Raw genomic sequence first — 24,445 nt, forward strand, 5'->3', positions numbered from 1 at the left:
TCTAAAGACCTCAGGACGTCCATCCGCCCAGCGGAGGGCGATCAACCGCATGAACTTTCAACTCGATCACTCTTCCCGCCAGCGCCTCGGCTACAAACTCATCGACCTCATCAACGAGTACTTCGACTCCCTCTCTGACCGCCCCGTTCAGCTGCCCCTTGAAGAACGCACCTTCGGGCAGTTGCGCGACGTCATGCCCGAAATAGGCGAAGAAGCCAACGCCGTCCTCGACGAAATGGCCCACGAGCTAATCAACAAGGGATTCCACGTCCCGGCTGCCAACTACTTCGGCCTGATGAACCCCACGCCCACCTATATGGCGGTCCTCGCCGAAGCCTTCGTCGCCGCCATCAACCCGCAGCTCGCTTCCCTGGCCCGCTCGCAACTCGCCTCGAAGATTGAAGCCGAAACAGTCCGCTGGATCGGCGAGCGCATCTGGGGCGCCAACGGCCAAAAACCAAAATTCGACGGAACCTTCACCAGCGGCGGAAATGAAGCGAACTTCAGCGCCCTTGCAATGGCGCTCGCAACGCATCATCCTTGCGCGCTCGACGACGGATTCGCTGGTTGCGGCGATCGACCCGTTCTTTACGCTTCCGCCGAAAGCCATCATTCGCTCGACAAATCCGCAGGATTGCTTGGTATCGGTCGCAAAGCCCTTCGCCGAATTCCCGTCAACGCGCGTCTGCAACTCGACGTAGCCTTGCTCGACCGTCAGATCCAGGCTGATGTAATTGCTGGCTTCAAACCGTTCGCTGTCGTCGGAACCGCTGGAACAACGAACTCAGGCGCAGTTGACGACCTGAACGCGCTCGCCAACATCTGCGAGCGCTACGGACTTTGGTTCCACGTCGACGGCGCTTACGGCGCAGCTGCAACCTTCAGCGACAAGCATCGCAACCTCGTCGCTGGAATCGAACGCGCTGATTCGGTCACGATCGATCCGCACAAATGGCTCGCGATGCCGTTCGCCGCAGGTGTCGTTCTCACCCGTCGCGCTGAGATGTTGCAGAAGACCTTCGGCGTCGCAACGCCTTACATGCCGAAAGTCGCAGGCGCGACGATCATCGATAACTTCAAGGTCAGCGCGCAATGGTCGCGCCGAATGAATTCCCTGAAGCTCTGGCTCACGTTGCGCGTTCACGGTCGTCAGGCTTACGAGCAGCTCATCGACGAGCAACTGAGACTCGCCCGCAAGTTCGCCGACTGGATCAAGCAATCCGAGCACTTCGAACTTGTCCACGAACCGCAACTCACGATCGTCAACTTCCGCCCGCGCGGAATTGCCGATTCCGATGCTGCGGCCGCAAACGCTACCATCGTCGATGAGATCACGCGCGATGGTCGCCGCTGGCTTTCGCAGACTGTTGCCGGCGGAAAAGACGTTATCCGCATGATGGTCATCAGCTATCTGACTTCGGAGAAACAGCTTCAGGAATTGCAGGAAGCGCTCACGGCAGCAGCGCTGAAGACGGCTCGCGTGCGCCAACGTGCGAACGTCTAATCAACGCCGAGCGTTGCCAGCAGCTCTTCAAGGTCTGTAGGACTGATCAGCAACTGTCGGCCTTCGGTCATCATGTGCTCGACCTCGTCAAAGCCTCGGAACAGCCGCATCTTCGCGGATGCGTAACGTTCCGCATCGACGAGCTTGCGCTCATGCTGCTGTTCCCACTCTTCGAGCGCACGGTCCAGCAGAAACACGCTGACCGAATAAGTGGTCTTACGATCCGTTGTCACGTCGAAGACGAACTCTGTCGCCGCTTGGGCCAGCGCTCGTCGCTGCCCGACAAAGTAATACTGGTACACAAAACCGGTTTCTCCGGTGTATGACTTCATGCGGCGGATCGTCATGGCTCCGGCGCCGCCATTGCACGCCCGTAATAGGAAGACCGCCCCAAGCGATCGAAATAGTTGTAAGCCGCTTGCGTGACTTCGACGATCGCTGTCTCGCCTTCATCCATATCTTTCAGGAACGTCGTCATCACGGCGATTACGAACGGACGATTTGGCGCGTAAACGACGCCGAAGTCGCAACGCACCGCGTCCAGTTCGCCCGGTTTGTCTGCCACTCGCACCGATTCACCAAGCGCCCGTTGCATCGGACTGCTCTTGGAAGTCGAGAGCATCTTCAGCAGGTCGTTCGTAAGCTGCTGATTCGCCACTTTCCCGCGATAGATCGCTTCCATCAGCATCATCAGCTCACGAGGTGTCGAGACGTTCTCGCGGCCCTCTTTGGCCGCATTCACGTCCATCATCTTGCGCTGTAGTTTGGTCTTCGTCAGCGTAAAGTCGTGAAGCATGGCGTTGACGTTCTGCATGCCAACCTTGTCGATGAGCACGTTGGTCGCGGCGTTGTCGCTGACCGCAACCACCATCTGCGCCAGGTCGCGCAAGGTCAGTTTTGTCACACCGGGAGTTAAGCCGTTGAATATGGCGCTGTCCGGCGCATCGTCTTCCTTACGGACGATGTATGTATCCGTCAGGTTGAGTGTTCCCTTCTCTGCCTGGCGATACAGTTCGGCGAGCAGCGCAACCTTGATCGAACTGGCTGTCGGGAACACTTCGTCCGCGTGGTAATACATCGTTTCGCCATTCGTCAGGTCGAGAATGGCGACTCCCATATAGCCATCGAGACGCCTGTCCACGTCCTTGATCGTCTCTTCCAGCTTGCCCTTCAGCCCGCGCTGCTTCTCCGAGGCAGCGGGCGGCGTACTCTGCGCCTGCGCGTACAAAACACACAACATCATGACTGCCAGAAAGATCTTGTTCATCTAGGCCTCTTGTATGAGGAGGCCATTATAGGCGGATTAGCGGCGGATTTTGTGATCGAGTGACAAACTGATGCGAGTCGGTAGCAGCAGAGATATGCAAGGATTTGCACAGTTTCTCAAGAAAAATTCAACTTTGACGTAGAGCACGCTTCAATGCCAAGGCGATCTCACCGGCCGTAACGGGCTTGTGCAACACCGTTGCATTGCATTGCTCGAGGTCGCGGAGGAGGAACGACAATCGCAGCGGCAGTAGCGCAATTACATGCCGCGCGTGGGTGCAAACGAGTGCTAGTTGCGCACGCGATTGGGTCAGATCCGGCCGAAGAGTATCCATGTCGAGTATCGCCACAGCCCAGTTCTGTTGCGGAGGCATCGATTCCACGTCCGTGATGACTTGCGGCGCGAGGGCCAGTTCTGGAAGAATTTCTGTGAGTGTTCCGGTCCACTGTCTTTGGCGGGTAACGCAAAGGGGGCGCAACATGCAACCACCTTACCCTCGTTTAGGGGAAATGCTCTGAAAATCCGCCCAGGCTGCGGACTTTGGAAATTCATTCCGGGCCGAGTTCCTCTTTGGGAACACTCCGAATATCCCGAACCCCCAACTTGCACGCTCCAGTCAGCATCTCAACCAGAGTAACAACAGCCGATTTCGAGGTACGCCATGCAAGGTAAGAGATTGCTCTATGTTTCTTTCGCCGTTGTGTTGCTATGCACACTTGCTGCCGCGCAGACATCGACGATTCCCAGTGGTACTGAAATCAAGGTACGCACAGACCAGCAGATTACCGCTACTGCGGCCAACGCAGGCCGCACATATCCAGGCACAATCAGCGATGCAATTACGGACAGCTCCGGAAACACGGTGATCCCGAAGGGCGCTCGCGCGCAACTGAGGGCCGTAAAGGACGGAGAGAAGGTGATGCTCGACCTGACGTCCGTAACGGTTGATGGTCGCAAGTATGCGATCGAGTCTTCGAGTTACAAGCAAGGAAGCCTGGGCAAGAACAAGACTACCGCTAAATATGCGGGTGGTGGAGCACTAGCAGGAACCCTGATCGGTGCGGTTGCCGGTGGCGCGAAAGGGGCGCTCATCGGTGCAATCGCGGGTGGCGCTGCCGGTGCCGGCGCACAAGTCCTTACTCAGGGCAAGAAGATCGACATCCCGGCCGAAACCGAGCTGACGTTCAAAACCGCCCAGGATCTGAGCATGCGCCAGGTACGCGCAGGAACCCGCCGCTAATCCCGAGGCCGAAACATGCTTCCGAGCCCGCCGGTTGAGGCGGGCTTTTCTTCTGGCAAGTCTCGCCTATGATTTGCGCTTGCCGTTACGCGAATCGAAGGAATGGCGAACTTTTGATTCGCTCAGTCCCGCGCGGCGCCAGAAGTACCAGGACCGCCTAGCCTCGGCAAGATTGCCCAATGCGATGTACCCACCTGCGGTTGGCTCAACCAGTCCACGTTCCCAGCGAGACACAGTCATCGCCGTAACGCCAATGCGGTTGGCCAATTGTGTTTGGGTCAGATGCAAACGCTTGCGGAGATCTCCGATGCACCTGGCCCATTCAGAAAGAGAGCTTGCTTGCTGCCCTGCCATTTTTGAACCACTCAAACCAGGAACTTGTCTTTAAAAGTTCGACACGCCACTATAGCACATAACGCCAACGCTAAGCGGCCAAAAGCCAAGCTGCTATTGGCGATTGGAAAGGCGGTCAGCCTTTCACCAACCCTCGTCTGAGTTCAGCAAGCGAATAGTGAGTTCCACGCCAGATCACACCGTTGTGGCGCAAGGTGTGGAGCATGGATCGAAGGAAAGTGAAGATCAAAAGTCCGGCGCTAATGGGATGGAAGAAGAAGTAGAACGGCCAAATGGGTGAGTACCACGACATGCCGACATAGAGGCAGAAGACTGAGAACAACGAAAGCACATAGCCCAGTTTGGCGAGCCCCGGGGCAAACCAGAATCCCACAAACGGCATAAGGTTGAACAAAGCGATGAGAAAGCACATTCCGAGGGCCCGGGCTACGGAGAAATGCATCAGAGCGAAGAAGTTCTTGGTGAGATTGCTGCTCAGGGCCCATGCGCCCGCACCCCACGGCAACAGCAACAAGTCCCGTCCGAAGACGTTGTACTGAAGAAATCCCGAGTCCTTGATCAACTTCCCCATGCGCATATCTTCGATGATTTCCATCTTGAGCTTTTCCATTCCGCCGATGGCATCGAAGACGCTCTTCTTGACCAGGTTAAAAGCACCTACTCCCATATGGTCCCGTGCCTTTGGGTCCGACGTTTTCCACGGCCGGTGCCCGAAAACGAAGAGCATGTTGAAACCGGCGAGCATGATCTTCTTACTGACGCTCCAATCGATGTGCGTCGGAAACATCACGAGGTGGTCGGCATTGACGCTGATGGCGTAAGCCATTGCGCGACGCAATGCATCATGACGAAAGACAACATCGGCATCAGTGAACAGAAGCCAATCGCCCGTCGCGTGCTTCGCACCAACCGACATGGCGTGGGGCTTCCCGAGCCACCCTGAAGGCAGATTGTCGAGGTGAACGACCCTGAGGCGGTGATGAGCGTCGTGTTCGCGGGCGACATGCTCCATGAGGGCGCCGGTACGATCGGTGGAGCGATCGTTAACGGCGATGACTTCGTAGTTCGGCCAGTCAAGCGTAACGAGCGAACGCAAGGCGGACTCAATCTCTTCTTCCTCATCACGCGCAGGGACGATGATGCTGATTCGTGGTGGATGGAGCGGTGGCTTTTTGTCCCATGCCGGCTGTGAGATTTCAGCAACTTTGCGCATGCCGAGACCGGCGTCAGCCGCACGCCACACCCACAGTGCAGCAAGCAGCACGCCCATCGCCCACCAGAAGATCAGCATCACGCAGTTACTCCTTCGTCTTTATGGGGAGGCAACTGCGGCGCATACTTCATTCCGAAGAACAGGACCGCAACACCCAGAAGCACTGCCGCCACTGCTGACAGGAACCCCGTCTGCAACGACGATCGATCGGAGATCTCGCCAATGATGCGCGGCGACGCTGCATCCCCGAGGAGATGGATGGTGAATAGATTCACTGCGATTGCAGTGGCGCGGATGCTGGCGCCGACTGAGTTCACCACGGCCGCATTCAAGGGTGCCGTGTTCAGAAACAACAGGAACTCCGCGACGAAGATGGCGGGATACATCAGCGGTCCGGTGGTATAGATCGCGATCAACATGGCCGGGACCCCGATGAGCAAAGTGACCGCCGAAACCAGGTAGTACGCACTCCGGGAGCGGGTTAGCAGCCGATCACCGAGCCAACCACCGATCAGCGTGCCCGAAATGGACGTCACGGCTGTGATGGCGCCAAAGATGAGGTTCCCTTCCGCCAGCGGAATCTCGCGCGTTCGATAGAGGAACGTTGGCATCCACGCTGACATCCCCCCTAAAGCAAACGTCACCATGGCCATTCCCAGGCTGGCCGTCCAGAAAGCACCATTGCGAAAGAGTCCCCAGAAGTTACTGCGCTCCGGCGCCTCTTTAAGCAGATCCTTCTCGCCCCGGCGGGGTTCGGGAAGGAATATCAGTGCAATCGCGAGCAGGAAGCCAGGAGCGGCCGCTACGTAGAACGGGAACCGCCAACCGAAGTGATGGCCGAGGGAGCCGCCGAGCATGTATCCCGCGGCTGCACCGAGACCGATATTGAGATAGAACCAACCGAAGACTCGCCCGCGCTTGTCTTCCGAGAAGAGGTCGGCGAGGAACGACGGAGCGATCGTTACAAACGTCGCTTCGCCCAGTCCGACGATGGTGTGCCGAATAAGAAGCGTCTCGAAGTCGTAGGTGATCGCGGTCATCAACGTTGCCACGCTCCAGACCATTGCGCCACCGATCATGAGCCATTTCCGCGAATAGCGGTCGGCAAGGAACCCGACGACCGGCGCGGTGAACATATAGCAAAGAAAGAACGCAGTGGTCAGGAAACCGTAATCGGCATCGCTGCGCGGGAACTCCTGCTGAAGTAACGGGACCACCGCGAAAAGCACGTAGCGGTCCACGTAGTTGAAGAAGTTAAGGCCCGACAGGATGGCCAGTGCGAGGAGTGGGTGATGTCGGCGTGACATTCGGGATTGCCGGAATATATCAGCGGAGGAGCCGCGAAGGAAGTAAGACCACGAGCACCTTCCCTGCGGCTCTCATCTAGTCGAACAATGAATCCACGAAGGCCTGTGGATCGAACGGGATCATGTCTGCTTTTTGCTCTCCGACGCCCACGTAGCGCACTGGCACGCCGAGCTCATTTGCAATGGCGACTACAATTCCGCCCTTTGCCGTGCCGTCTAATTTCGTGAGCACGATGCCGGTCACGCCCGCGGATTCCGTGAAGAGTTTGGCCTGCTGCAGGCCATTCTGTCCGGTGGTAGCGTCAACGACCAGCAAGGTCTCATGGGGCGCGCCAGTGATGAACCGTTGTGCGGTACGGCGCATTTTCTCGAGCTCGGTCATGAGGCTCGACTTCGTGTGCAGACGACCGGCGGTATCCACGATCACATAGTCGACACTACGGGCCTTTGCGGCTTGTAGTGCGTCGAACAATACGGCTGCCGGGTCTCCGCCGGGCTTTGTCTTGATCACTTCCGTGCCGGTACGTTCCCCCCAGACTTCGAGCTGCTCGATGGCCGCCGCGCGGAAGGTATCCGCAGCGCAAAGCAACACGGTCTTGCCTTGGCCGCGAAGGACATTCGCCAATTTTCCGATGCTCGTGGTCTTGCCTGTCCCGTTGACGCCAACCACCAGAATGACTTCGGGTTCGCCATCTACGGCTTTTACCGGCTCGATATTCGCGCGCGTAAGGACGTTGAGGACCTCCTGCTTGAGAAGAGTTTTGAGCTCGGAAACGTTGGCGATCTGCTTCCGATCAGCCTTATCGCGAAGGCGCGCAAGCAACTGATCCGTGGTCTTCGTTCCGAGGTCGGCGCCGATCAACGTGGCTTCCAGATCGTCCAGCGTGCCGCGGTCGATCTCCTTGCTCAGGGACACGACTTCCTCAATGCGCTCGCTCAGGTTCTCGCGCGTGCGCGTGACCGCCTGCTTCATGCGCTCAAAGAGGCCCTGTTTCTTCTCTTTCGGCTGTTCCTCGGTATTTCCGAATAGCGTCTGGATCATCTATGAGTCCGGTTTTAAAGGGATAGAACACTCATTATACGGGGATGCAAGCAGGAGGCTGCACGGGCACGAGAAAAGGCACAGTTGCCTGTGCCCTTGTGGTTAGCGGAGATGTCCTTAGTCGCCGGCGACCGTTGCCGCTGCCTTGGCCTCTTCCGGCACCGGAGGCGCTTGGGCCGGCTGAGCCTCTGTTTCGCTTACCGCTCCAGCCCGGTGGATGCGCAGATCTCCGCGCTCGAAGATCTTGGTTAAGGCGGCGACGACCCTCGGATCGAGGCGATTGCGTCCGAGTGTGTTGATGATCTTCAACGCATATTCCGGTTCGTGCGCGGCCTGATAGGGGCGGTTGGTGGTCATGGCGTCGAAGGTATCGGCGACGGCGATGATGCGCGCGCTAACCGGAATTTCTTCACCCTTAAGTCCGTACGGATACCCCTTGCCGTCCATTGACTCGTGGTGGAGTTCGATACCGGGGATCATCTCTCGCAGTTGTTCCACCGACCGCAGGATGTTTGCGCCGCGGACGGTGTGCGACTTCATGATCTCGTACTCTTCCGGCGTCAAAGCGCCCGGCTTCTTGAGGATGCGATCCTCGATACCGATCTTGCCCACGTCATGGAGTTGAGCGGCGATGCGGATCTTCTCGACTTCGTCCTGCTGCATCCGCAACTCCTTGGCGATCATGACGGAATACTTCGTGACGCGATCGGAATGGCCGCGGGTGTACGGGTCCTTTTCGTCGACCGCTCCGGCGAGCATCTGGATCGAGTTCAAGAAGAGCTGGCGGTTCTCTTCGGCAGCCCGCTTCAGGTCCTCGACGAATTGCTCGAGGTCCTCGCTCATGACGTTGAACGTGTGAGCAAGTTCGCCGATCTCGGTTCGGCTCTTCAAGTTCACGCGCTGGCTGAAATCGCCCTTAGCAATGGCCCGGCTCTTATCGGTGAGAACCTGGAGGGGGCCGGTGATGCGGCGAGCAGCACCGATACCGACGAATGCGCTGATCAGCACCATCAGGAGCGCCAGCAGGTTCGCGGTCTTTTGCATTTCGAAAACGTCGTGATAAGCCTCGTGCTGCGGCTTCTGGGCGATGACAGCCCAGTTCAGCGAGCTAACCGGCGAATACGTTCCCAGCATGTCGATCTTGCGGCCATTGTCGATCATCGGGAACTCGGAAGTGACTGGGCTTTTGCCACTCGACTCCTCGAAGCTCTTCACGATGTCGAGTTTCGACATGTCGAGGCCTGTCGCGAAATGCGCGACCGTGGGACCGACTACGAGCCTGCCTTCGCGGTCAACCACGTACGTCAGCAACCGGCTGCTAAGTTGATCGAGATTGTGGGACAGGAAACTGAGATCGACGGCGGTCCCGACCATGCCGACAAATCGGCCACCAGCCGTAACGGGCACCGTGACCACAATGACGGTCCGGCGGTCCTTTCCGGAACCAAGCGATAACGCCTGACCCGTATAAGGACGGTTCTCACGTGCCGCCGAAAAGCCGCGGTACAACTCGCGCTGCAGGAACTCGTCCGGAGTGACCTTGCCGACGGACTGGCCTTTGCCTTCTCCGTTGAGTAGGGTTGCGTATGCAATGTCGTTGGAAGAGGAGACGAACCGCTCAAGGAGTGCCCGGAGTTCCGGCGTACTCACCTTCCCGCCACTGATGTCGCCACCACTCATGACCTGGATCGCCGAAGACAAGTTGATCAACATCGATTCCAGGTTGGTCATGCGTTGCGAGATTTCGTCTGAAAGCGCACGGGTAATGGTGTTCTGCAACAACATTTCGTTCGTTTTCAGGCGATCTCGGTTAATGGCAACGACTTGGCGGGCGTAGAAGTACATCGGGACCACCGAGACGAGCATCAGCACGCCGATGATCAGGTACAGAATCGGAATTCGTTGTGGAACCGCGAGTTTCGGCAAAAGACTCTTCCCCACGACAGGAAACCGTGGCCCGCTTGTTGCGGAAACTTAAGCCGAAATTCTATCCCGAGTTGCTGAATTTCGAGCCGATTAGTAATTAGGGTGGTTAATTACTGAAGTACCGGGACTCCCGGATGTCGTTACTCCAGTTGGCCCACGGGAACGCCTGCCTTGCGAGCGTCCTCTTTCGTGTCTTCAAGTTTCTGCTTCGCGGTCGCCAGCGCCTGTTGCTTTGCCTTGTGCTCGTCTTCGTACTTCTTCTCGTCTTCGAACCACTTCTTGGAATCGCGCAGCTGGTTGCCGGCGTCGGCGTAGTAGGTGGCGACGCGAACCTGATGCTCGCGTTCCATCAGGTTTAGTTCTTTGTCCAGTGCGGCGACGGACTCCTTTTGGGCGGCTACTTTTTTCTTCCAGTCGCTGGCCTTCTCGGCTGCGGCTTTATCGTCACCGGCGGCTGATTTCGCCGTGGTGGAACTGCCGGCGTTCGCAGGGGCGGGAGCCGGTGCTGCGTCCGGAGAAGGCGCTATATCGTCGTTTGTGTATACCTTTGTGGCGGCAGGCTTGCGTTCGCTACGGGCTTTCTTCGCGGCGTCGCCGAGGGACTGAGACCACGCCAAGCCGCACACGAGCAGCATCGTCATTAACACTACGCAGCTAAACATGCGCTTCATAACCGCCTCCAAGTACCTGAAACTCGAGAAAATTCTACTCCGATTCTCTTCTCTTTCTACTTCGATCCGGCGCCGGAAACGATAAGGTAAATGCCGGACGCACTAGCTCAACAGGCAAACCACTACGGTCACCAGTTGCGATGTATCACGAATCGGCAATAGTGAAAGATGCAATTCCCTGGCCGCTCCCGAGGGCGGAGCGTACATCGCGGGGACATCTCGGTATTCCACGCCAGTCGCCAGCACATCACGGATTGCCTGCGAGATCCCGCCAACGGCTCCGTTGGAAGACGGCAGATCCACGGCCTGTAAGCCGCGAAAGACTTCCATGGCGCTCATGTTCACAGGCGATGCATATCCGAGTAGCTGCCTGGCGGCGGGATTCGCTTTCTGAACCATTAACGTCGGGGTGAACATGATGACGCCAACACCGACGTTCTCGAAAACAACTTGCGACAAAGTTTCTGCATGCGCAAACCGTCGGGCTTCCGCAGCCAGTTGCGACTGGAGTTCCTTTTCGCGATTCTTCAGGTCAGCTATAACACCCTGGAACGCTGCCGTGGCGAAGTTGGTCGTTTCGGCGCGGGGAGTATTCGCCCTCACCGGGGTCGAGGCGACCGTTTCCTGCCGAACGTAACGCAGCATGAGGAAGCCGAAAAACAGGACTCCGCCGACTATGAGAATCGTGCCGATCAGCTGAAATGCCAACGGGCTCACAGGTACAGCCTCCAGTACCAGTGCAACAGTTGGTTTCCGAAGAAAAGTGCGAATAGAGCCATGCCGCCCAGAAATACCCCAAACGGCATCTGGTAATAGCGATAGACGAGCTTGGCCGAACGCCACGCGCGTTGTCTTGCCAGCTCCGGGGTTTCGCGATGGCGTAGCATGCGTCGGCGAGTGCGCTGGCTCCAGATATGCAGGATCATGGCCATGCCGAAGATCGTGCCCAGCAGCGACGCAGCAAAAATCGTGAAGACGGTCAGCTTCACTCCAAGAAAGGCGCCGACCATGGCCATTAGTTTCACGTCTCCGAATCCCATGCCTTCCACGCCGCGCGCGTGCAGGTAGACGAACCCGACTCCGAAGATGAACGCCGCGCCAACGGCAGCCCCGAAAAGAGAGTCGGTGAAAGACAGGAGTCGCCACGACCAGCCCCTCATCGTGGGTGGGCTGAAGAAGGCGGGCAGAATGTCGGCGAGCAACTGATCAACCGGGACAAACCAGCTGAAACCCAGTCCGATCGCGAGTCCAGGCAGAGTGAGCTTGTCAGGTAACAGTTTCCATTCGGCATCGATAAAAATCAGGCCGATGATCAGGAAAGAGAACACGCAATATTTCAGCGTGCTGAATGTCAGTCCGAAATTCCAGTAACTCGCGAGGAAGAAGAACGCTGTCAGCAACTCCACCATCGCATAGCGGGGTGTAATCGGCGTCCGGCAATTGCGGCAGCGGCCGCCAAGAAAGAGCCAGCTCAATACGGGAATATTATCGTAAGGCTTAATTTCTTCGTGACAGACCGGGCATGCCGATGAAGGAAAAACTACCGATTGTTTGCGCGGAATGCGATGTATGCAGACGTTCAGGAAACTCCCGAACAGCAGCCCAAAAACAAAACTGCCGATGGCGAAAAAGATGTCCATTGAGTGACGTGATGCCGATTATATGTCGCTTTCGCGCAACCTTGATCGTACTCCGCACCTCTTAGGTACATGTCCTGCGGCGAAACGCAGCGCGATTTTGGGCTCGATCACAGTCCGGAAGGTGACATTTGGCGGCAACGCAACGTATAGTTGCTGGTCGAACACTGACACTTTTCTTTCCGCGCACCAGAGGGCAACAACGCCCAGCAGGCTTCCAGTTTCGCGCTGGCCTATTCCCGGTAAACCCGCATGATGCAGTGGGTTCACCTGCTTCCCGGCTTCTAAAGCCAGATCTCTGCAAAGGACTTAAATGAGAGTTCACCTGGTTCATCCGAGTGACACCGCTTATGGCACCGCCGTAGTAACTCCCCGTTGGCTGTTTGTGCTCGCTGCGGCTACTCCCCGCAAGTTCGGGGATCCTCTTCTCATCGATGAATCGCTGGCTCCCTTTGACCTCGATACCGTTCAACGCGGCGACGTAGTCGGGATCGGCATTCACACGGCGAATGCGCTGCGTGGATACACTCTCGGGAAACTCGCGCGCGAACGCGGGGCATACGTGATCTTTGGTGGTATTCACCCGACGATTTTTCCGGACGAGCCGCACGAAACGGGAGGCGCCCACTCTGTCGTTCGAGGCGATGGAGATCTTATCTGGGCACAGGTGCTCGAAGACTGCACTTCCGGAACCCTGGGTCGTGTTTATGAGGGCGGGAGAGTCAGTTCTGAATCGTTCAAGTCTGCGCGGTGGGATCTGCTTCCCCCAAAGAAGTACATGTGGGCAACGGTGCAGACGCTTCGCGGTTGTCCCAAGCACTGTTCGTTCTGCTCAGTGTGGAAGACGGATGGCCAGAAGCCCCGGCAGCGGACAAGCGATGCCGTGGTGGAAGAACTCGTGGAACTGCGCAGGCGTGGCTTCCGGTACGTGGTTCTGGCCGATGACAATTTTTATCCGGTGAGCCTCACGGACCTGAAACTCGCGGCAAAGAACAACCCGGGACGCCTGAGCGAACTGCAAGCCATCCGAGCGGAACGCTTCGAGCTCATGTCGCGTCTCTCACGGTTGCCCTCGGACATGGTCTTCTTCACTCAGATCACGATGGAGGCGGCTGAGGATCCCGATTTCCTCCAGGCCATGCATCGAGCACATATCAAGGGTGCACTCGTGGGCATCGAGGCCGTAACTCCGGAAGGGCTGAAAGACGTATTTAAGGACTTCAACTCCGCCGGTGAAGAACTCGTGCAACGGCTACGGACATTCCGCAAGCATGGAGTGCATGTGCTGGGCTCGTTCATCTTCGGCTTGCCAAGCGACCGTGAAAATACTTTCGCTGCAACTGCCGCTGTTGCAGAGCGGGCTGATCTCGCCTTTGCGCAGTTCGTAATGCTTACCCCATTTCCAGGTACGGTGGATTACAAAAAGTGGGAAAACGAGATGGGCGGCAATGTCACGCACATCTCAGGGGTGCCGATAACGCGCCGTTGGCTGATTCCACATGAGCAGCGGCCCAAGTTGTACTGCAAGCATCCGGTGATGTCCGAAGAGGATATCCGCCAGCGTACACAGGCCGTTTGGGACAGTTTCTACAGCTTGCCGTCAATCTGGAGGCGCGCCCAGTTTATTAAGACGCTGAAGAACCGACTGGCTTTCGTGCTGATTTCCAAGATTTACCGCCAGATGTACGCCGACACAGGAATCGCAAACGACAGCGCTCGTGCCGCGCGATCAACGAAATTCGTGCGTTGGCTTACCGTGCCGTGCCAGCGGCTGTTTGCGGGACGTCCGATGCCGGACTTGCAGGTGCCGCAACATAACACGGTGGTCCTTCAGAACCTTACGACCGTTTCAACGTATCCGAAATTGGAGTCCTGCTCGCCGGAGTAAATGTTCTTCGGCACTCCTTTTCCAAAGACGTGACCGAAATAGCCGCCGATAGTGAGGTTGCGCGAGACCTGGTAATCCGCACTGACGTCCCAGAGATTACCCAGACCTCGTGCGCCCGTGCTGGGCCGCCCCGTGTACCCAAATGTCCTGGGCTGGAATGCACCGCCGCCCTGGTACCACAAGTCTTTCCTTGAAGTGAGCCATAGCGCATGGGCATCTGTGCGGACGGTCAGCTTGCCCGGGCGAAGCATCAGGGAAACGAACGCGTCCGTGTTGTTCATCTGGTTGAAGAACGGATACCGGGCATAAATGCGAGGCGTCGGCATCACGGAAAAGAACGTGTTGTGGTCACTATCAGTGGGATTCCCATCGCCTGTGCTCACAAAGTATCCAGCGCGGAGCCAAGGTTTCAGAGAGGTGTTCTTAGGCTGCCATCCCCCCTCGAGCGCTACCGCGCCCGCACGATGGTTCTGCAAACCCCACTGCCCTGTTTGTCCCGCGGCCCACAACAGGAAATCAAAGGTGCCGCTGTTCGTTTCCAGCGCGTGCAGGTAGTGGAAACCAAAGGTACCGATGTTGATGTTCTCCAGTTGGTCCAGTCCTGTTCGCATTACCGCCGGACGATTATCGGTCTTCAACACACCGCGGACATCCTGGTATCCCAATCCAAAGACGCGCAGTTCACCCGCACTGGTTTTCGTTCCCACTGGGACAGTGAGGGCGCCATATTCCCAAGAGACGTCCAATTCACCCAGACCATCCACCTGAAACACACCGCGAGTGGGCCTTGCGGCGGCGAATGTCAGGTTCGAGCTTCCCGCATTAGCTGAGAAACGTACACCATCCTGACTGCGTCCCGTAACCGAGAAGCCAAAATCGCCCAGGAGGCGGTGCGCGATACGAGTCTGCTTCAGAGATGCCAGAGTTTTGTTCTGGGGTGTGGTTTCCGTTCCGTCTACAAAAGTAAACCGCCCTAAGGTCAGGTCGTTGGAGCGGCCTCCGAGATTCTTCAACTTGATAAATGCCTTGCTGGGAAATATGAATGCCGCGTTCCGGCTTGCGCCATTCGACACGTAGTAGGTTGCACCCAACCCGAGTTGTCCTGCTGGCGCAGGCGCCACAGCATTTTCAGGAAGGCCCAGCAACGTGGGTTGGGCCAGTTCGATCTGCCAATCCCACCCCTTTCGCTGCTGCCCGATGGCGAGCCGCAGGATCGACTGGACAAAGGCGTAGTTGGCATCCCGGTTCGGGGCCTCAAACCAACCCCAGAACTCCGGCCGTAAGCGCCAAGTTCCACTCACATTCAAGCCATTCCACTTAATCGGCGGGGGACTTCCTGCTGCGGTCGGTGGCTGCTTCTTTTCGGAGGATTGCTGTGTCGTTTGCGGTTGGGCGCCAGTAACCAAAAGCGCCACAATTAGCCCCAGCAAGAAAATCCGCTGTAGCGGGAAGAGCATATGAGTCCCTTGCGGTGAAATATAAAAGCGTCTTGAGGATGATAACGAACCAGCAGCGAGTGTTCTAGGGATTGTGGAAGCGCAAGATGTCGCCGTGAATGAGGTCGTTGACGGTTGTCGTGGGCGGAAGATCACCGGTCCAGTTCAGCTTCTTGCGATTGACCAGACGGGTTTCGGGGCCAATCTCTTTCCAGCCGCTGCCGTTTTCTTCCCTCACCCGGACGTTGAACCCGACCGCCTTCTCGTGCTCGGCATTCTTCCATTCAAACAGCGCCGCCTCCAAACCTTCGCTTAGCGATTCATTCGCGCCCAGGCAGAGGATCCAATCGTTGCTCGCATCCACAGCGTACGTGCCCTTGTCGACACCGGCAATGCCCGTCTTGAACTCCGCGCCATGCTCTTTTGCAATCTTCTCGGTGTTATCACTCGAACCATGGTCGATCACGATAATCTCGTCACAGGCACGCAACGAGTCCAGGGATCGCCCGAGGCGCAGTCCGTCGTTATTCGTATGAATGAGAGCCGATATTTTGGGCATAGCATCTACTTGGATGCGTTGTTCGATTCGCCGACAACGAAATTTTCGAGCGAACCTGGGCACCTGATCTGCCGTCCTAAGGAGTTCCAATGTTAAAGCAAAGCACGGTGCGGGTTGCAGTTGTTGGCATGGGAAATGTCGGCGCGACGTTTGCCTACACGCTATTGCTTCGCGGTCTTGCCTCCGAAATTGTCCTTATCGACGTCAATCAAGCCAAGGCACAGGGTGAGGCGATGGACCTCAACCACAGCGCACCTTTTGCGCATCCCACGCGGATCTGGGCCGGAGACTACTCCGATTGCACGGGCGCGGCCGTCACAGTTGTCACCGCAGGCGCCGCTCAGCGAACAGGCGAGACTCGTCTGGATCTCGTCAAACGCAACTACGACATCTTTGCGAAGGTGGTCCCCGCGATCGCAAAGGCGAATCCCGAAGGGATCATACTGATCGCCACCAACCCGGTGGACGTCCTCACGTATGCTTCCCTCAAATTTTCGCGTCTTCCGGCGCAACGCGTGTTCGGCTCCGGAACGATTCTCGATACCGCCCGCTTCCGTCATTTGCTCAGCGAGTACTTTGACGTCGATCCCCGCAGCGTCCACGCACATATCATTGGCGAACACGGCGACAGTGAAGTGCCTGTCTGGTCGCTCGCGAATATCGCCGGCATGCGACTGCCCGAATTCGCCCGGGCCGCTGGAGTTCCTCACGACGAATTCCAGATGGAAGAAATCTTCAAGCAGACCCGCGATGCCGCGTATCACATCATCGAGCGAAAAGGCGCAACCTATTACGCCGTCGCTGCCGGACTGATGCGCATCGTGGAAGCTATCCTCCGCGATCAGAACACCGTGCTCTCTGTTTCGAGCCTGGTGACGGGCTACTACGGTATCTCTGATGTTTGCCTCAGCCTGCCGACGATCGTGAACCGGAGTGGAATTCACAAGGTTCTGCACCTTGATCTCACCCAGGAGGAGCAACTCCAATTGCAACACTCGGCAGAGGTTCTCAAGAGGAATTTTGCCGTGCTCTCGTGATCGGTCTGGCGCACACGGTTCTATCGCCATCTAAGTTACTAAGGGCGAAGAACCGGTGTGTCCGTGCTCGCGCGCCTGCCGCTGTACAATTCTTCGTTCACCCATCAGTACGGAGCCTAGATGAAGAAAGCCAGCACGTTTGCCGTTGCACTTTTTTGTATGCTGATCCTGGCCGCCTGCAGTTCCGAGCCGCAGAAACCGGCATCGGAAAACAAGGCTGCTGAACCCAAAGCCGCATTCCAGCCCACCTACCTGACCGGACGCGAGGCTCTCCAGAAGATGTACATCCAGGCACGTTCCTGGGCAGCAGACGCCAAACCTTACAGTCTTATGTCGCAGGCCACCGAGGGTGCCAACGGACAGGACGGCAAGTCCGGACTCTGGTCTGCCGGATTCGCTTCGCCGTCACGTCGTGGCGTGAAGGTCTACACCTGGTCGGGCGTTCAGATCGATGGTGCTCCTGAACCGGGAGTCGGCGCGAAACCCGAAGACACGTATAACCCGTCGAATACGTCTACTCAGATTTTTGATCTTGGTTTTCTGAAGGTGGATTCCGACAAGATCGCCGAAGAAGCGAAGAAGAACGGCGGCGACAAAATCCTGAAAAAGACGCCCGATTCGAACGTCTTCTACAACATCAGCTTCAACCCGCGCGAGAATAAGCTGTACTGGCACGTGCTCTACGGACCGTCGCGGAACGAGGCGAAATTGCGTATCGCCGTGGACGCATCCACGGGATCGTTCATCAGGGTCGAGAAGTAGGCTTCGCCGCAATCTTTCCTGAGCTCTCGACTGACGCCAAGCGGTCGAGAGCTTTTTTGCATTCCTGGGCAAAGTCGCCGTTCGGCAGAATCTTCAGATAGCTTTCGTAGAATTGGCGGGCTTCGTCTTTCTTGCCGACTTTATCGAGGGTATTCGCGAGCCTGTAGGTCGCTTCCGCGTGATTGTCTTGCCAGTACAGCGCCTCGCGAAACCGGCTCTCCGCAGCTTTGTAATTCTTCTGCTTGAAGTAGTAGAGCCCCACTTCGACGTCTTTGTCAGCTTTGTGCGGATTCCACGGCTTCATCTCCGTGATGCCGGATGCCTCATCGGGACCTTCGAGCGTGGACCCGGGATGCCGGTTGTCTCCTGGAGGAGGAGAGATATCGACGTTGCGATCTTTGCTGGAACTCTCATTCGGGCCGCGCACGCTGCCCTCTGAACGAGGAGGTTCATTTCCGGGCTTAAGATCCGGATTAATCTCCCGGCGCTGGGCGTCGTCCCTGTCAACCGGAGGCGTCACGGGGCGGTTTTGTGCAACAGCTACTCCAACCAGCAGTCCGAACGAAAGCGGCAAAACAAGAAAGTGCTTCATTGGGATATGTCTATTTTAGACGGCTCGAGCAGCGCATAGTTGCGGCAGGGCTCTGGACAAATGAAAAAAGGGCCGCACAAGGCGGCCCGGCTGAAGGAGTAGAGAAAAGAACTTATCGGCTCTGCGGTGCAGCGGCTGCGCTGGGCGGCGTTTGCTGCTGTTCCTGAGCCTGCGAGCCAGGCTGTGCGCCCTGGTCCTGGATATTGGTCATCAACTGCACGTCGACGCGGCGGTTCTCGGCGTTTACCTTCGATCCGCGGCCCTCTTCGGCAGGCTTATCCTCGCCCAATCCGATAATGTAGAACTTGTGCGCGGGGACGTTGTACTTCGCGGCCAGGTAATTCACGACGGCATCGGCACGGCGGCGGCTCAGCTGGTAGTTGTACTCCGCAGGACCCACCGGATCGGTGTTCCCGTTCACCACGATGATGTAGTTCCGGGTCTGCTGAAGGCCGTTGGCCATCTCGTCGAGCGCTTCCTTGGCCTGCTTGGTGAGGCTAGCCTTGTCAAAGCCGAAGTGGACAGTCGCTTCGGTTACCGGCCGGTAGTTGTCGAAATTCGCCACCTGCGTTGCGATCTGGTCAACGCGCGTGGAGGCCGTGGAGGCGAGCTGCTGAGCTTCGCCGGCACGCTGGTTCGCAGCGGCGGCACGCTGATCAGCCTGAGCTGCCTTCTGGTTCACGCCTTGGATACCCTGCTGAGCGCGCGCATCGACATCTTTAATGTCGTTGGTCGTCTTCGCGGTCAGTTCGTCGAGTTCATTGACTTTGTTGATCGTCGGGGCTGTTTCATTGCGGACATACTTTTTTGTCGCGCAGCCAACTGTGGTGGCCAGGCTCAGCGCCGCAATCATCGGTAGTACGAAAACTTTCTTCATGGGGGAGCTCCTTGTGCGACCTAGTCGCTCGTATCAGAACTTTTGTGATGCCATGCGGTTCCGGGCCTTCTGCCCCAGGGGAACACCGGCATCGCGACCAGCACGATGCCGGAAAACGCATCGCCAACCAGAAAAGCACGCCGCTTGCCATTGGCCCAGAATCCACAGGCGATTTAAGTTCATCTAAATGAGACGCTTACAGTGGGTAGGCTAAAGACTCACAACCGGTCTTCGCCCTGCAATCGGGTACAACAGGCGACGGCCATAGAAAATTTACATTCAGGGCCTGAGGCGCTTTGCCAGGTTTCTTGTTTCCGATTACCCGATTACCATTAATTCAGTAGCCGTCTTCAATCCACTACCTCATGGATCTGTTTGCCAAAATCCGGACACTTCCCACTTCGCCCGGCGTGTACCTCTATAAAAACGCCGAGGGGCAGGTCATTTATGTGGGAAAGGCGAAGAGTCTGCGGGCTCGCGTCCGGAACTATTTCTCCGATGACGCCCTGGCCGACGCCAAGACCGGCACGCTTATGCGAGAGGCCGTGGACATCGACTATATCGTCGTTGCAAATAACGGCGAAGCGCTGGCCCTCGAAAACAACCTTATCAAGCAGCACAAGCCGCGCTACAACATTCTCCTTCGCGACGACAAGACGTACCCATACATCAAGCTCACGCTGGGGGAGCGCTTCCCTCGTGTGTACGTCACCCGCCGATTGAAGAAGGACGGCAGCGAGTACTTTGGTCCCTACTTTCCGGCCAATCTCGCCTACCGAATCGTGGACCTGATCCACCGGCATTTCCTGATCCCATCGTGCAACATCGATCTACGTCGTTTCCATCCACGCGCCTGCTTGCAGTTCTATATCGGGCGCTGCCTGGGCCCATGTGTCAGCGGCCTCGTCACCCCCGAGCGATACGCCGAAGCTGTTCAGGACGTGCGCATGTTCCTGGAGGGCAAGCAGACAGAACTCGCGCGCTCACTGCACACCCGGATGATCGCCGCTGCCGAGGCCGAGCAGTTTGAACTCGCAGCCAAGTACCGCGATCTGATCTTCACGGTCGAACAGCTTCAGGAGAAACAACGAATCGCCGCAGCAGAAGGCGACGACGCCGACGTCTTCGGATACCACTACGAAAACGGCATGCTCGCGGTGAATCTCTTCCATATGCGTGGAGGCAAGATCCTCGATCGACGCGAGTTCTTCTGGGACAAAGTCCCTTTTCTTGAAGCTGGCGAATCGTTCAGCCCCGGCGAGTTTTTCTCTTCGTTGCTGACCCAGCTTTATGTGGACCAGAAGTACATGCCGAAGCACGTCTACATCCCGGTGGATTTCGAAGATCGAGTCACGCTGGAAGACGTCCTTTCCGAACATTACGGCGCCCGAATCGAGATCCACGTACCCCAGCGCGGCGATAAGCGTTCGCTGATCGACCTCGCCGGCAACAATGCGAAGCAGTCTTTCGACCAGCGCTTCCGCACCATGAAGCCCAATGCGGAAGCCATTCAAGTCGCGCTGCAAGATGCGCTGACACTTCCGGAAAAGCCCCGCCGGATCGAGTGTTTCGATATTTCTCACATCCAGGGCGCCGAAACTGTCGCCTCGATGGTGGTGTGGGAAGACGGCACGATGAAGAAATCCGACTACCGAAAATTCATCATCAAGTCTGTCACCGGCGTCGACGACTTCGCTTCCATGCGTGAAGTGGTAACGCGCCGATATAAACGATTACTGGACAACAAAGAGAAATTCCCCAGCCTCGTCCTGATCGACGGCGGCATCGGCCAGTTGCACGCCGCCGCTGAAGCACTTGAGGCGCTCCAGATCACCAACCAACCACTTGCTTCTATCGCGAAGCGCGAAGAAATCATCTACGTCCACGGACAAGAGGACGAGCCAGTCGTCCTCGACCATCACTCACCGATTCTGCACGTCGTGCAGACGATCCGCGATGAGGCGCACCGATTTGCCGTCACATTTCATCGCAAGCGACGCCAAATGCGCGACCGCGCCAATGAGTTGCTTGAGGTGCCAGGTATTGGTGAGACTGCGATGAAGCGCTTGCTCGAACATTTCGGCAGTGTGAAAGCAGTTCGCGAAGCGGATGCCGCGGCACTTAGCGCAGTTGTAAACCGGACGCAGGTAGAAGCAATCTTGAACTACTTCAAAACCACAACGGTTTCTTAAGCGCAACAACTGGTCCCAACCCTTGCTGCTGAACTGACAAACGCGAAAGAATTTTCTCCCTCCCTCTCTGAAAATTCTTCACTCGGTGTTCCGATAGATTCCGGGAAAGTTCTGTTTTTTCAACGCTGTTCGTTTGGCACTCTTGTTGCATTAACTACCAGCAGACGAAGTGGCGCATGGGATGGGGTTCTCAGTATTGAGTGCCCCATTCCCTTTTTAGGAGTGAGATTTGCAGTCCCCAGGCAACCATCGGCGAATCCGCATCCTTAACATCAGTCCCGACGAGTCATCGTTGATGTCTCGACAGGCTCTATTGCAGTCGTGCAATTGCGACGTCATCTCCGAGCGGCGTCCGCATGAAGGCATCGCCCAACTTAAGTCGGGACCTTTCGATCTCGCAATCGTCTGTTACTCCATCCCTACCGAGCAGCGAAAGAAACTGATTAACGACATCCGCGCCACACGCCCAGTTCCTGTTTTATCGATCTACAGCGGACCGGAAACGCGAGACGGAATCGCCGATTGCGAACTGGATGTTTACGAAGGACCTCGCGCATTGATCGACGCCGTTCAATCCTGTATCGACAACAACTCCACGGCTGCGTAACGCTAACTGTAAGTCATTGCGTTTAGGGCTATCCTCATCTTTCGACAGTTCCAACCTTGGCCTGGTCGATTAAAAATATCCGGCTTTGGCAACGATCGTGACAAATCCTGCATCTCACAATTTCTTCCTGAGATGGAGTTTGTGCGTGAAAAACAGCAAGTCCCTCCAAGAACTCGCGCGGGTTCATCTGGCCCTGGTTGGCATGCTCGACTGCATTGTGATTTCTCCAGTAACGCGCAGTCATATCGAACGACTCTGCGAGGAAATTGAGCAAGAGATGATCCATCTCCACAATACTGAACCGCAGACGGAAAGCGAACTGGAGGGCACCGCTGACCTGGCGACTGACACAAAGTAGCGACAAAAACTGTCATTCTCACAGGTAGCGTTATTGGATTCTTCCCTGCTCCTACCCGAACCACCAATGCTAACTGTCGTATATTCAGCTACTTACCTTTGATTCCCACCTTAGCAGGATTTCCGTCGTAGTTTGGCGAGACAGATGCATTTATCACGGGCGTACAACAAGTTGGCGAAGTACCTGGGGGAGGGTACAAGCCGGGGCGCAGAGAACACCAGTTCACTGCGCCCTTAGTTTTTGCAGCGCTTCCAGGTGCTGGCGCACTGGCGTATCCGTTTCCGGGTGCTGCCGCAGTTCTTCCTCGTATTCCGTCTTCGCCTCGTCCAGTCTTCCCTGCCGCTCCAGCGCAACGCCAAGCCAGAAGTGATAGCGAACCCGATTTGCGCCCGTGCGGATAGCGTTCCGGAACGATTCTTCCGCCTCAACAAACTTCCCGATTTTGAATCGACTCAATCCTTGATAGAAGTACTCATTCGGGTCGGTATTCAAGATTGAGATTGCCCGATCCATCTGACGATCAGCCCTGTCGAACTGGCCCGTATAGAACAGAAGTAATCCGTACGCCATATTGATCTTCCAGTTCCTCGGTTCCAGTTGGATGGCCTTTTCGTACTCCTCCTCGGCGCCTTTGCCGTCTCCCCTGCGGTAAAGCTCATTTCCGAGTTGCGATTTCGCGATCGCGCTGTGCGGCGCGATCTTTGATCCCCTTGCGAAAAGTACCAAACCGTTGGTCCAGTAGGTCGTTTCGACACCAGTCGTGTATGCCATGGCCGCCACCAGAACCAGCACCACCGCGGCCGGCGCAGCAGGAAGCCTGAACAGTTCTCTTTCTGACGGAAGCTGAGAAATCGCGTGCACCAGCAGCACGCAGAATCCGAATGACGGCAGATAAAGATAGCGATCGTGAACCCATTCGCCGATTGGAAATACCGGCAGCCCCATAATCGCTGGCGTAAGAAAGATGAAGATCCAGAGCAAGGAGAGCGCCACAACTCGCGACCGCTTGGCGATCCTCCAGCCAATCAGTAGAGCTAATATCCACGCTAGTGTAGGTAGCCAAAAACGCCATTGCAGAACATTCGTGACAGGGGGCGTGTCATAAAAGACGCTTAAGTTCACCGGCCATGCCAGTCGCCGCATATATCCCCACATGATCGTGGGGATCGTCAGCAGGTTCTCGATGATCGGCGCTTCCAGGGAGTGGGCAAATCCCTTCAATACAAGCCTGCGCACTATCAGATAAGCAAGTGCCGTCAACCAAAGCGGCCAACTCCGCAACGTCGACTGGATCAGGCCCTTCCACGAGCGCTCTTCGCGTCCGAAGAGAACGTCGTACACCACTACGACGACTGGCAGAAAAACTGCCGACTCTTTCGACAGACACGCTGCCGCGTAGAACACAATCGCGAGCGCTTTCCAGAATATCTTTCCGATCTCTGCCCGCTCGCCTTTCACCCATGCCCAGAATGCAGCGAACGCAAACACTGCCATGAGTGGATCCGTCACACCTGACACCCACGCCACGCTCTCGACGTGAATCGGGTGCAACCCAAACAGCAGCGCGACGAATCCCGCGCCAACTCCGTTGTGTAACCACTGACGGGCCACAAAGAAGGCCATCGCCGTAGCGAGCAGATGCAGCAGCACCGTCGTGGCATGCCAGTATGCCGGATTCAACCCAAACAGCATCCGGTTCACTAGAAGCCAGGTCATGAACAGCGGACGGTAGTAGTTCCCGGGCCAGTCCGGCAGCAAGAACTTCCAGTTATGCGAGACGAATAACGTCGGGAGCGTCTTCCAGGTGGTCAGAGTTGGGTTCGAAACGATCTGCGGATTATCGTCGTAGACGAACTGAAACCGCACGGTGGCGGCGTACACCAGCGCGGTCAGGATCAACGCGAGCGCGAGAAGCCGATAGCCGCGTGCATCTGAACGCCGCTCTGAAACTGAAACTGGTACCAAGGACACCTCTC

General features: G+C 56.8%; 23 protein-coding genes. 8 read left to right on the plus strand and 15 right to left on the minus strand.

Annotated elements, in window-relative coordinates; translation table 11 throughout:
- Window positions 1–1,504 (plus strand): pyridoxal-dependent decarboxylase (locus VN577_10310; GenBank protein HWR15213.1); only part of this gene is annotated, 1,504 nt, incomplete at its 5' end.
- Here the strand turns inward: VN577_10310 and VN577_10315 are convergent.
- The 3 genes from VN577_10315 to VN577_10325 form a co-directional block, all read right to left on the minus strand.
- On the minus strand, window positions 1,501–1,851 hold the full coding sequence (locus tag VN577_10315) for a hypothetical protein (GenBank protein ID HWR15214.1): 351 nt from the start codon (window positions 1,849–1,851) through the stop codon (window positions 1,501–1,503). The genes VN577_10310 and VN577_10315 overlap by 4 nt on opposite strands.
- On the minus strand, window positions 1,848–2,771 hold the full coding sequence (locus VN577_10320; GenBank protein ID HWR15215.1) for a serine hydrolase: 924 nt from the start codon (window positions 2,769–2,771) through the stop codon (window positions 1,848–1,850). The genes VN577_10315 and VN577_10320 overlap by 4 nt, the downstream gene beginning before the upstream one ends.
- A 127-nt stretch (window positions 2,772–2,898) precedes the next feature.
- Entirely contained in the window at window positions 2,899–3,252 is a 354-nt protein-coding gene (locus VN577_10325) for a hypothetical protein (GenBank protein ID HWR15216.1), read from the minus strand.
- A 180-nt stretch (window positions 3,253–3,432) separates the two neighbouring features.
- Between VN577_10325 and VN577_10330 the strand changes: the two genes are divergently transcribed.
- On the plus strand, window positions 3,433–4,011 hold the full coding sequence (locus tag VN577_10330) for a hypothetical protein (GenBank protein HWR15217.1): 579 nt from the start codon (window positions 3,433–3,435) through the stop codon (window positions 4,009–4,011).
- Window positions 4,012–4,480: 469 nt separating this feature from the next.
- Here the strand turns inward: VN577_10330 and VN577_10335 are convergent, their stop codons facing one another.
- The 7 genes from VN577_10335 to VN577_10365 form a co-directional block, all read right to left on the minus strand.
- A complete protein-coding gene (locus VN577_10335) occupies window positions 4,481–5,656 on the minus strand; it encodes a glycosyltransferase family 2 protein (GenBank protein ID HWR15218.1) in 1,176 nt (391 codons plus the stop codon).
- Window positions 5,656–6,885: an MFS transporter gene (locus tag VN577_10340; GenBank protein ID HWR15219.1), complete on the minus strand. Its 1,230-nt coding sequence runs from the start codon at window positions 6,883–6,885 to the stop codon at window positions 5,656–5,658. The genes VN577_10335 and VN577_10340 overlap by 1 nt, the downstream gene beginning before the upstream one ends.
- A 76-nt stretch (window positions 6,886–6,961) precedes the next feature.
- Window positions 6,962–7,927, minus strand: a complete 966-nt coding sequence (ftsY, locus tag VN577_10345) for a signal recognition particle-docking protein FtsY (GenBank protein HWR15220.1) — start codon at window positions 7,925–7,927, stop codon at window positions 6,962–6,964.
- A 117-nt stretch (window positions 7,928–8,044) separates the two neighbouring features.
- Window positions 8,045–9,853 carry an HD domain-containing phosphohydrolase gene (locus VN577_10350; GenBank protein ID HWR15221.1) on the minus strand — a complete coding sequence of 603 codons (1,809 nt, stop codon included), beginning with the start codon at window positions 9,851–9,853 and terminating at the stop codon, window positions 8,045–8,047.
- Window positions 9,854–9,993: 140 nt separating this feature from the next.
- Window positions 9,994–10,524 carry a hypothetical protein gene (locus tag VN577_10355; GenBank protein HWR15222.1) on the minus strand — a complete coding sequence of 177 codons (531 nt, stop codon included), beginning with the start codon at window positions 10,522–10,524 and terminating at the stop codon, window positions 9,994–9,996.
- A gap of 102 nt (window positions 10,525–10,626) precedes the next feature.
- Window positions 10,627–11,241, minus strand: a complete 615-nt coding sequence (locus tag VN577_10360; protein HWR15223.1) for a PAS domain-containing protein — start codon at window positions 11,239–11,241, stop codon at window positions 10,627–10,629.
- Complete coding sequence (locus VN577_10365) at window positions 11,238–12,164, minus strand: prepilin peptidase (protein ID HWR15224.1); 927 nt, start codon at window positions 12,162–12,164, stop codon at window positions 11,238–11,240. Before VN577_10365 ends, VN577_10360 begins: the two co-directional genes overlap by 4 nt.
- 310 nt (window positions 12,165–12,474) lie before the next feature.
- Here VN577_10365 and VN577_10370 point away from each other — a divergent pair, with 310 nt between their 5' ends.
- Window positions 12,475–14,049: a radical SAM protein gene (locus VN577_10370; GenBank protein HWR15225.1), complete on the plus strand. Its 1,575-nt coding sequence runs from the start codon at window positions 12,475–12,477 to the stop codon at window positions 14,047–14,049.
- Here VN577_10370 and VN577_10375 read toward each other — a convergent pair.
- A complete protein-coding gene (locus VN577_10375; GenBank protein ID HWR15226.1) occupies window positions 13,992–15,506 on the minus strand; it encodes an alginate export family protein in 1,515 nt (504 codons plus the stop codon). The genes VN577_10370 and VN577_10375 overlap by 58 nt on opposite strands.
- Before the next feature lie 64 nt (window positions 15,507–15,570).
- Window positions 15,571–16,044 (minus strand): glycosyltransferase, encoded by a 474-nt coding sequence (locus VN577_10380; GenBank protein ID HWR15227.1) that lies wholly within the window; start codon window positions 16,042–16,044, stop codon window positions 15,571–15,573.
- Between the two features lie 89 nt (window positions 16,045–16,133).
- Between VN577_10380 and VN577_10385 the strand changes: the two genes are divergently transcribed.
- Window positions 16,134–17,081, plus strand: a complete 948-nt coding sequence (locus VN577_10385; protein HWR15228.1) for an L-lactate dehydrogenase — start codon at window positions 16,134–16,136, stop codon at window positions 17,079–17,081.
- Window positions 17,082–17,201: 120 nt separating this feature from the next.
- Complete coding sequence (locus VN577_10390) at window positions 17,202–17,843, plus strand: hypothetical protein (GenBank protein ID HWR15229.1); 642 nt, start codon at window positions 17,202–17,204, stop codon at window positions 17,841–17,843.
- Here the strand turns inward: VN577_10390 and VN577_10395 are convergent.
- The gene (locus VN577_10395; protein ID HWR15230.1) at window positions 17,827–18,435 is read right to left on the minus strand and encodes a tetratricopeptide repeat protein; all 609 of its coding nucleotides are present in this window, start codon (window positions 18,433–18,435) and stop codon (window positions 17,827–17,829) included. The two genes, VN577_10390 and VN577_10395, sit on opposite strands and share 17 nt — an antisense overlap.
- Before the next feature lie 112 nt (window positions 18,436–18,547).
- Complete coding sequence (locus VN577_10400) at window positions 18,548–19,312, minus strand: OmpA family protein (protein HWR15231.1); 765 nt, start codon at window positions 19,310–19,312, stop codon at window positions 18,548–18,550.
- 365 nt (window positions 19,313–19,677) lie between these two features.
- On the opposite strand from VN577_10400, the gene uvrC reads away from it, so the two are divergent.
- The 3 genes from uvrC (at window position 19,678) to VN577_10415 (ending at window position 22,469) form a co-directional block, all read left to right on the plus strand.
- Window positions 19,678–21,504, plus strand: a complete 1,827-nt coding sequence (gene uvrC, locus VN577_10405; GenBank protein HWR15232.1) for an excinuclease ABC subunit UvrC — start codon at window positions 19,678–19,680, stop codon at window positions 21,502–21,504.
- 229 nt (window positions 21,505–21,733) lie between these two features.
- The gene (locus VN577_10410; protein ID HWR15233.1) at window positions 21,734–22,111 is read left to right on the plus strand and encodes a hypothetical protein; all 378 of its coding nucleotides are present in this window, start codon (window positions 21,734–21,736) and stop codon (window positions 22,109–22,111) included.
- 145 nt (window positions 22,112–22,256) lie between these two features.
- Window positions 22,257–22,469, plus strand: a complete 213-nt coding sequence (locus tag VN577_10415) for a hypothetical protein (GenBank protein HWR15234.1) — start codon at window positions 22,257–22,259, stop codon at window positions 22,467–22,469.
- Window positions 22,470–22,691: 222 nt separating this feature from the next.
- Here VN577_10415 and VN577_10420 read toward each other — a convergent pair whose 3' ends face one another.
- Complete coding sequence (locus tag VN577_10420; protein HWR15235.1) at window positions 22,692–24,434, minus strand: tetratricopeptide repeat protein; 1,743 nt, start codon at window positions 24,432–24,434, stop codon at window positions 22,692–22,694.
- Window positions 24,435–24,445: the final 11 nt, after the last annotated feature.

It is taken from the genome of Terriglobales bacterium, from assembly GCA_035561515.1.
Classification (GTDB): Bacteria; Acidobacteriota; Terriglobia; order Terriglobales; family Acidobacteriaceae; genus DATMXP01.

Coding starts and splice junctions, on each gene's coding strand:
- VN577_10315 (HWR15214.1), bottom strand. CDS start 1,851: ATGACGATCCGCCGCATGAAGTCATACACCGGAGAAACCGGTTTTGTG.
- VN577_10320 (HWR15215.1), bottom strand. CDS start 2,771: ATGAACAAGATCTTTCTGGCAGTCATGATGTTGTGTGTTTTGTACGCG.
- VN577_10325 (HWR15216.1), bottom strand. CDS start 3,252: ATGTTGCGCCCCCTTTGCGTTACCCGCCAAAGACAGTGGACCGGAACA.
- VN577_10330 (HWR15217.1), top strand. CDS start 3,433: ATGCAAGGTAAGAGATTGCTCTATGTTTCTTTCGCCGTTGTGTTGCTA.
- VN577_10335 (HWR15218.1), bottom strand. CDS start 5,656: ATGCTGATCTTCTGGTGGGCGATGGGCGTGCTGCTTGCTGCACTGTGG.
- VN577_10340 (HWR15219.1), bottom strand. CDS start 6,885: ATGTCACGCCGACATCACCCACTCCTCGCACTGGCCATCCTGTCGGGC.
- ftsY (HWR15220.1), bottom strand. CDS start 7,927: ATGATCCAGACGCTATTCGGAAATACCGAGGAACAGCCGAAAGAGAAG.
- VN577_10355 (HWR15222.1), bottom strand. CDS start 10,524: ATGAAGCGCATGTTTAGCTGCGTAGTGTTAATGACGATGCTGCTCGTG.
- VN577_10365 (HWR15224.1), bottom strand. CDS start 12,164: ATGGACATCTTTTTCGCCATCGGCAGTTTTGTTTTTGGGCTGCTGTTC.
- VN577_10370 (HWR15225.1), top strand. CDS start 12,475: ATGAGAGTTCACCTGGTTCATCCGAGTGACACCGCTTATGGCACCGCC.
- VN577_10375 (HWR15226.1), bottom strand. CDS start 15,506: ATGCTCTTCCCGCTACAGCGGATTTTCTTGCTGGGGCTAATTGTGGCG.
- VN577_10380 (HWR15227.1), bottom strand. CDS start 16,044: ATGCCCAAAATATCGGCTCTCATTCATACGAATAACGACGGACTGCGC.
- VN577_10385 (HWR15228.1), top strand. CDS start 16,134: ATGTTAAAGCAAAGCACGGTGCGGGTTGCAGTTGTTGGCATGGGAAAT.
- VN577_10390 (HWR15229.1), top strand. CDS start 17,202: ATGAAGAAAGCCAGCACGTTTGCCGTTGCACTTTTTTGTATGCTGATC.
- VN577_10395 (HWR15230.1), bottom strand. CDS start 18,435: ATGAAGCACTTTCTTGTTTTGCCGCTTTCGTTCGGACTGCTGGTTGGA.
- VN577_10400 (HWR15231.1), bottom strand. CDS start 19,312: ATGAAGAAAGTTTTCGTACTACCGATGATTGCGGCGCTGAGCCTGGCC.
- uvrC (HWR15232.1), top strand. CDS start 19,678: ATGGATCTGTTTGCCAAAATCCGGACACTTCCCACTTCGCCCGGCGTG.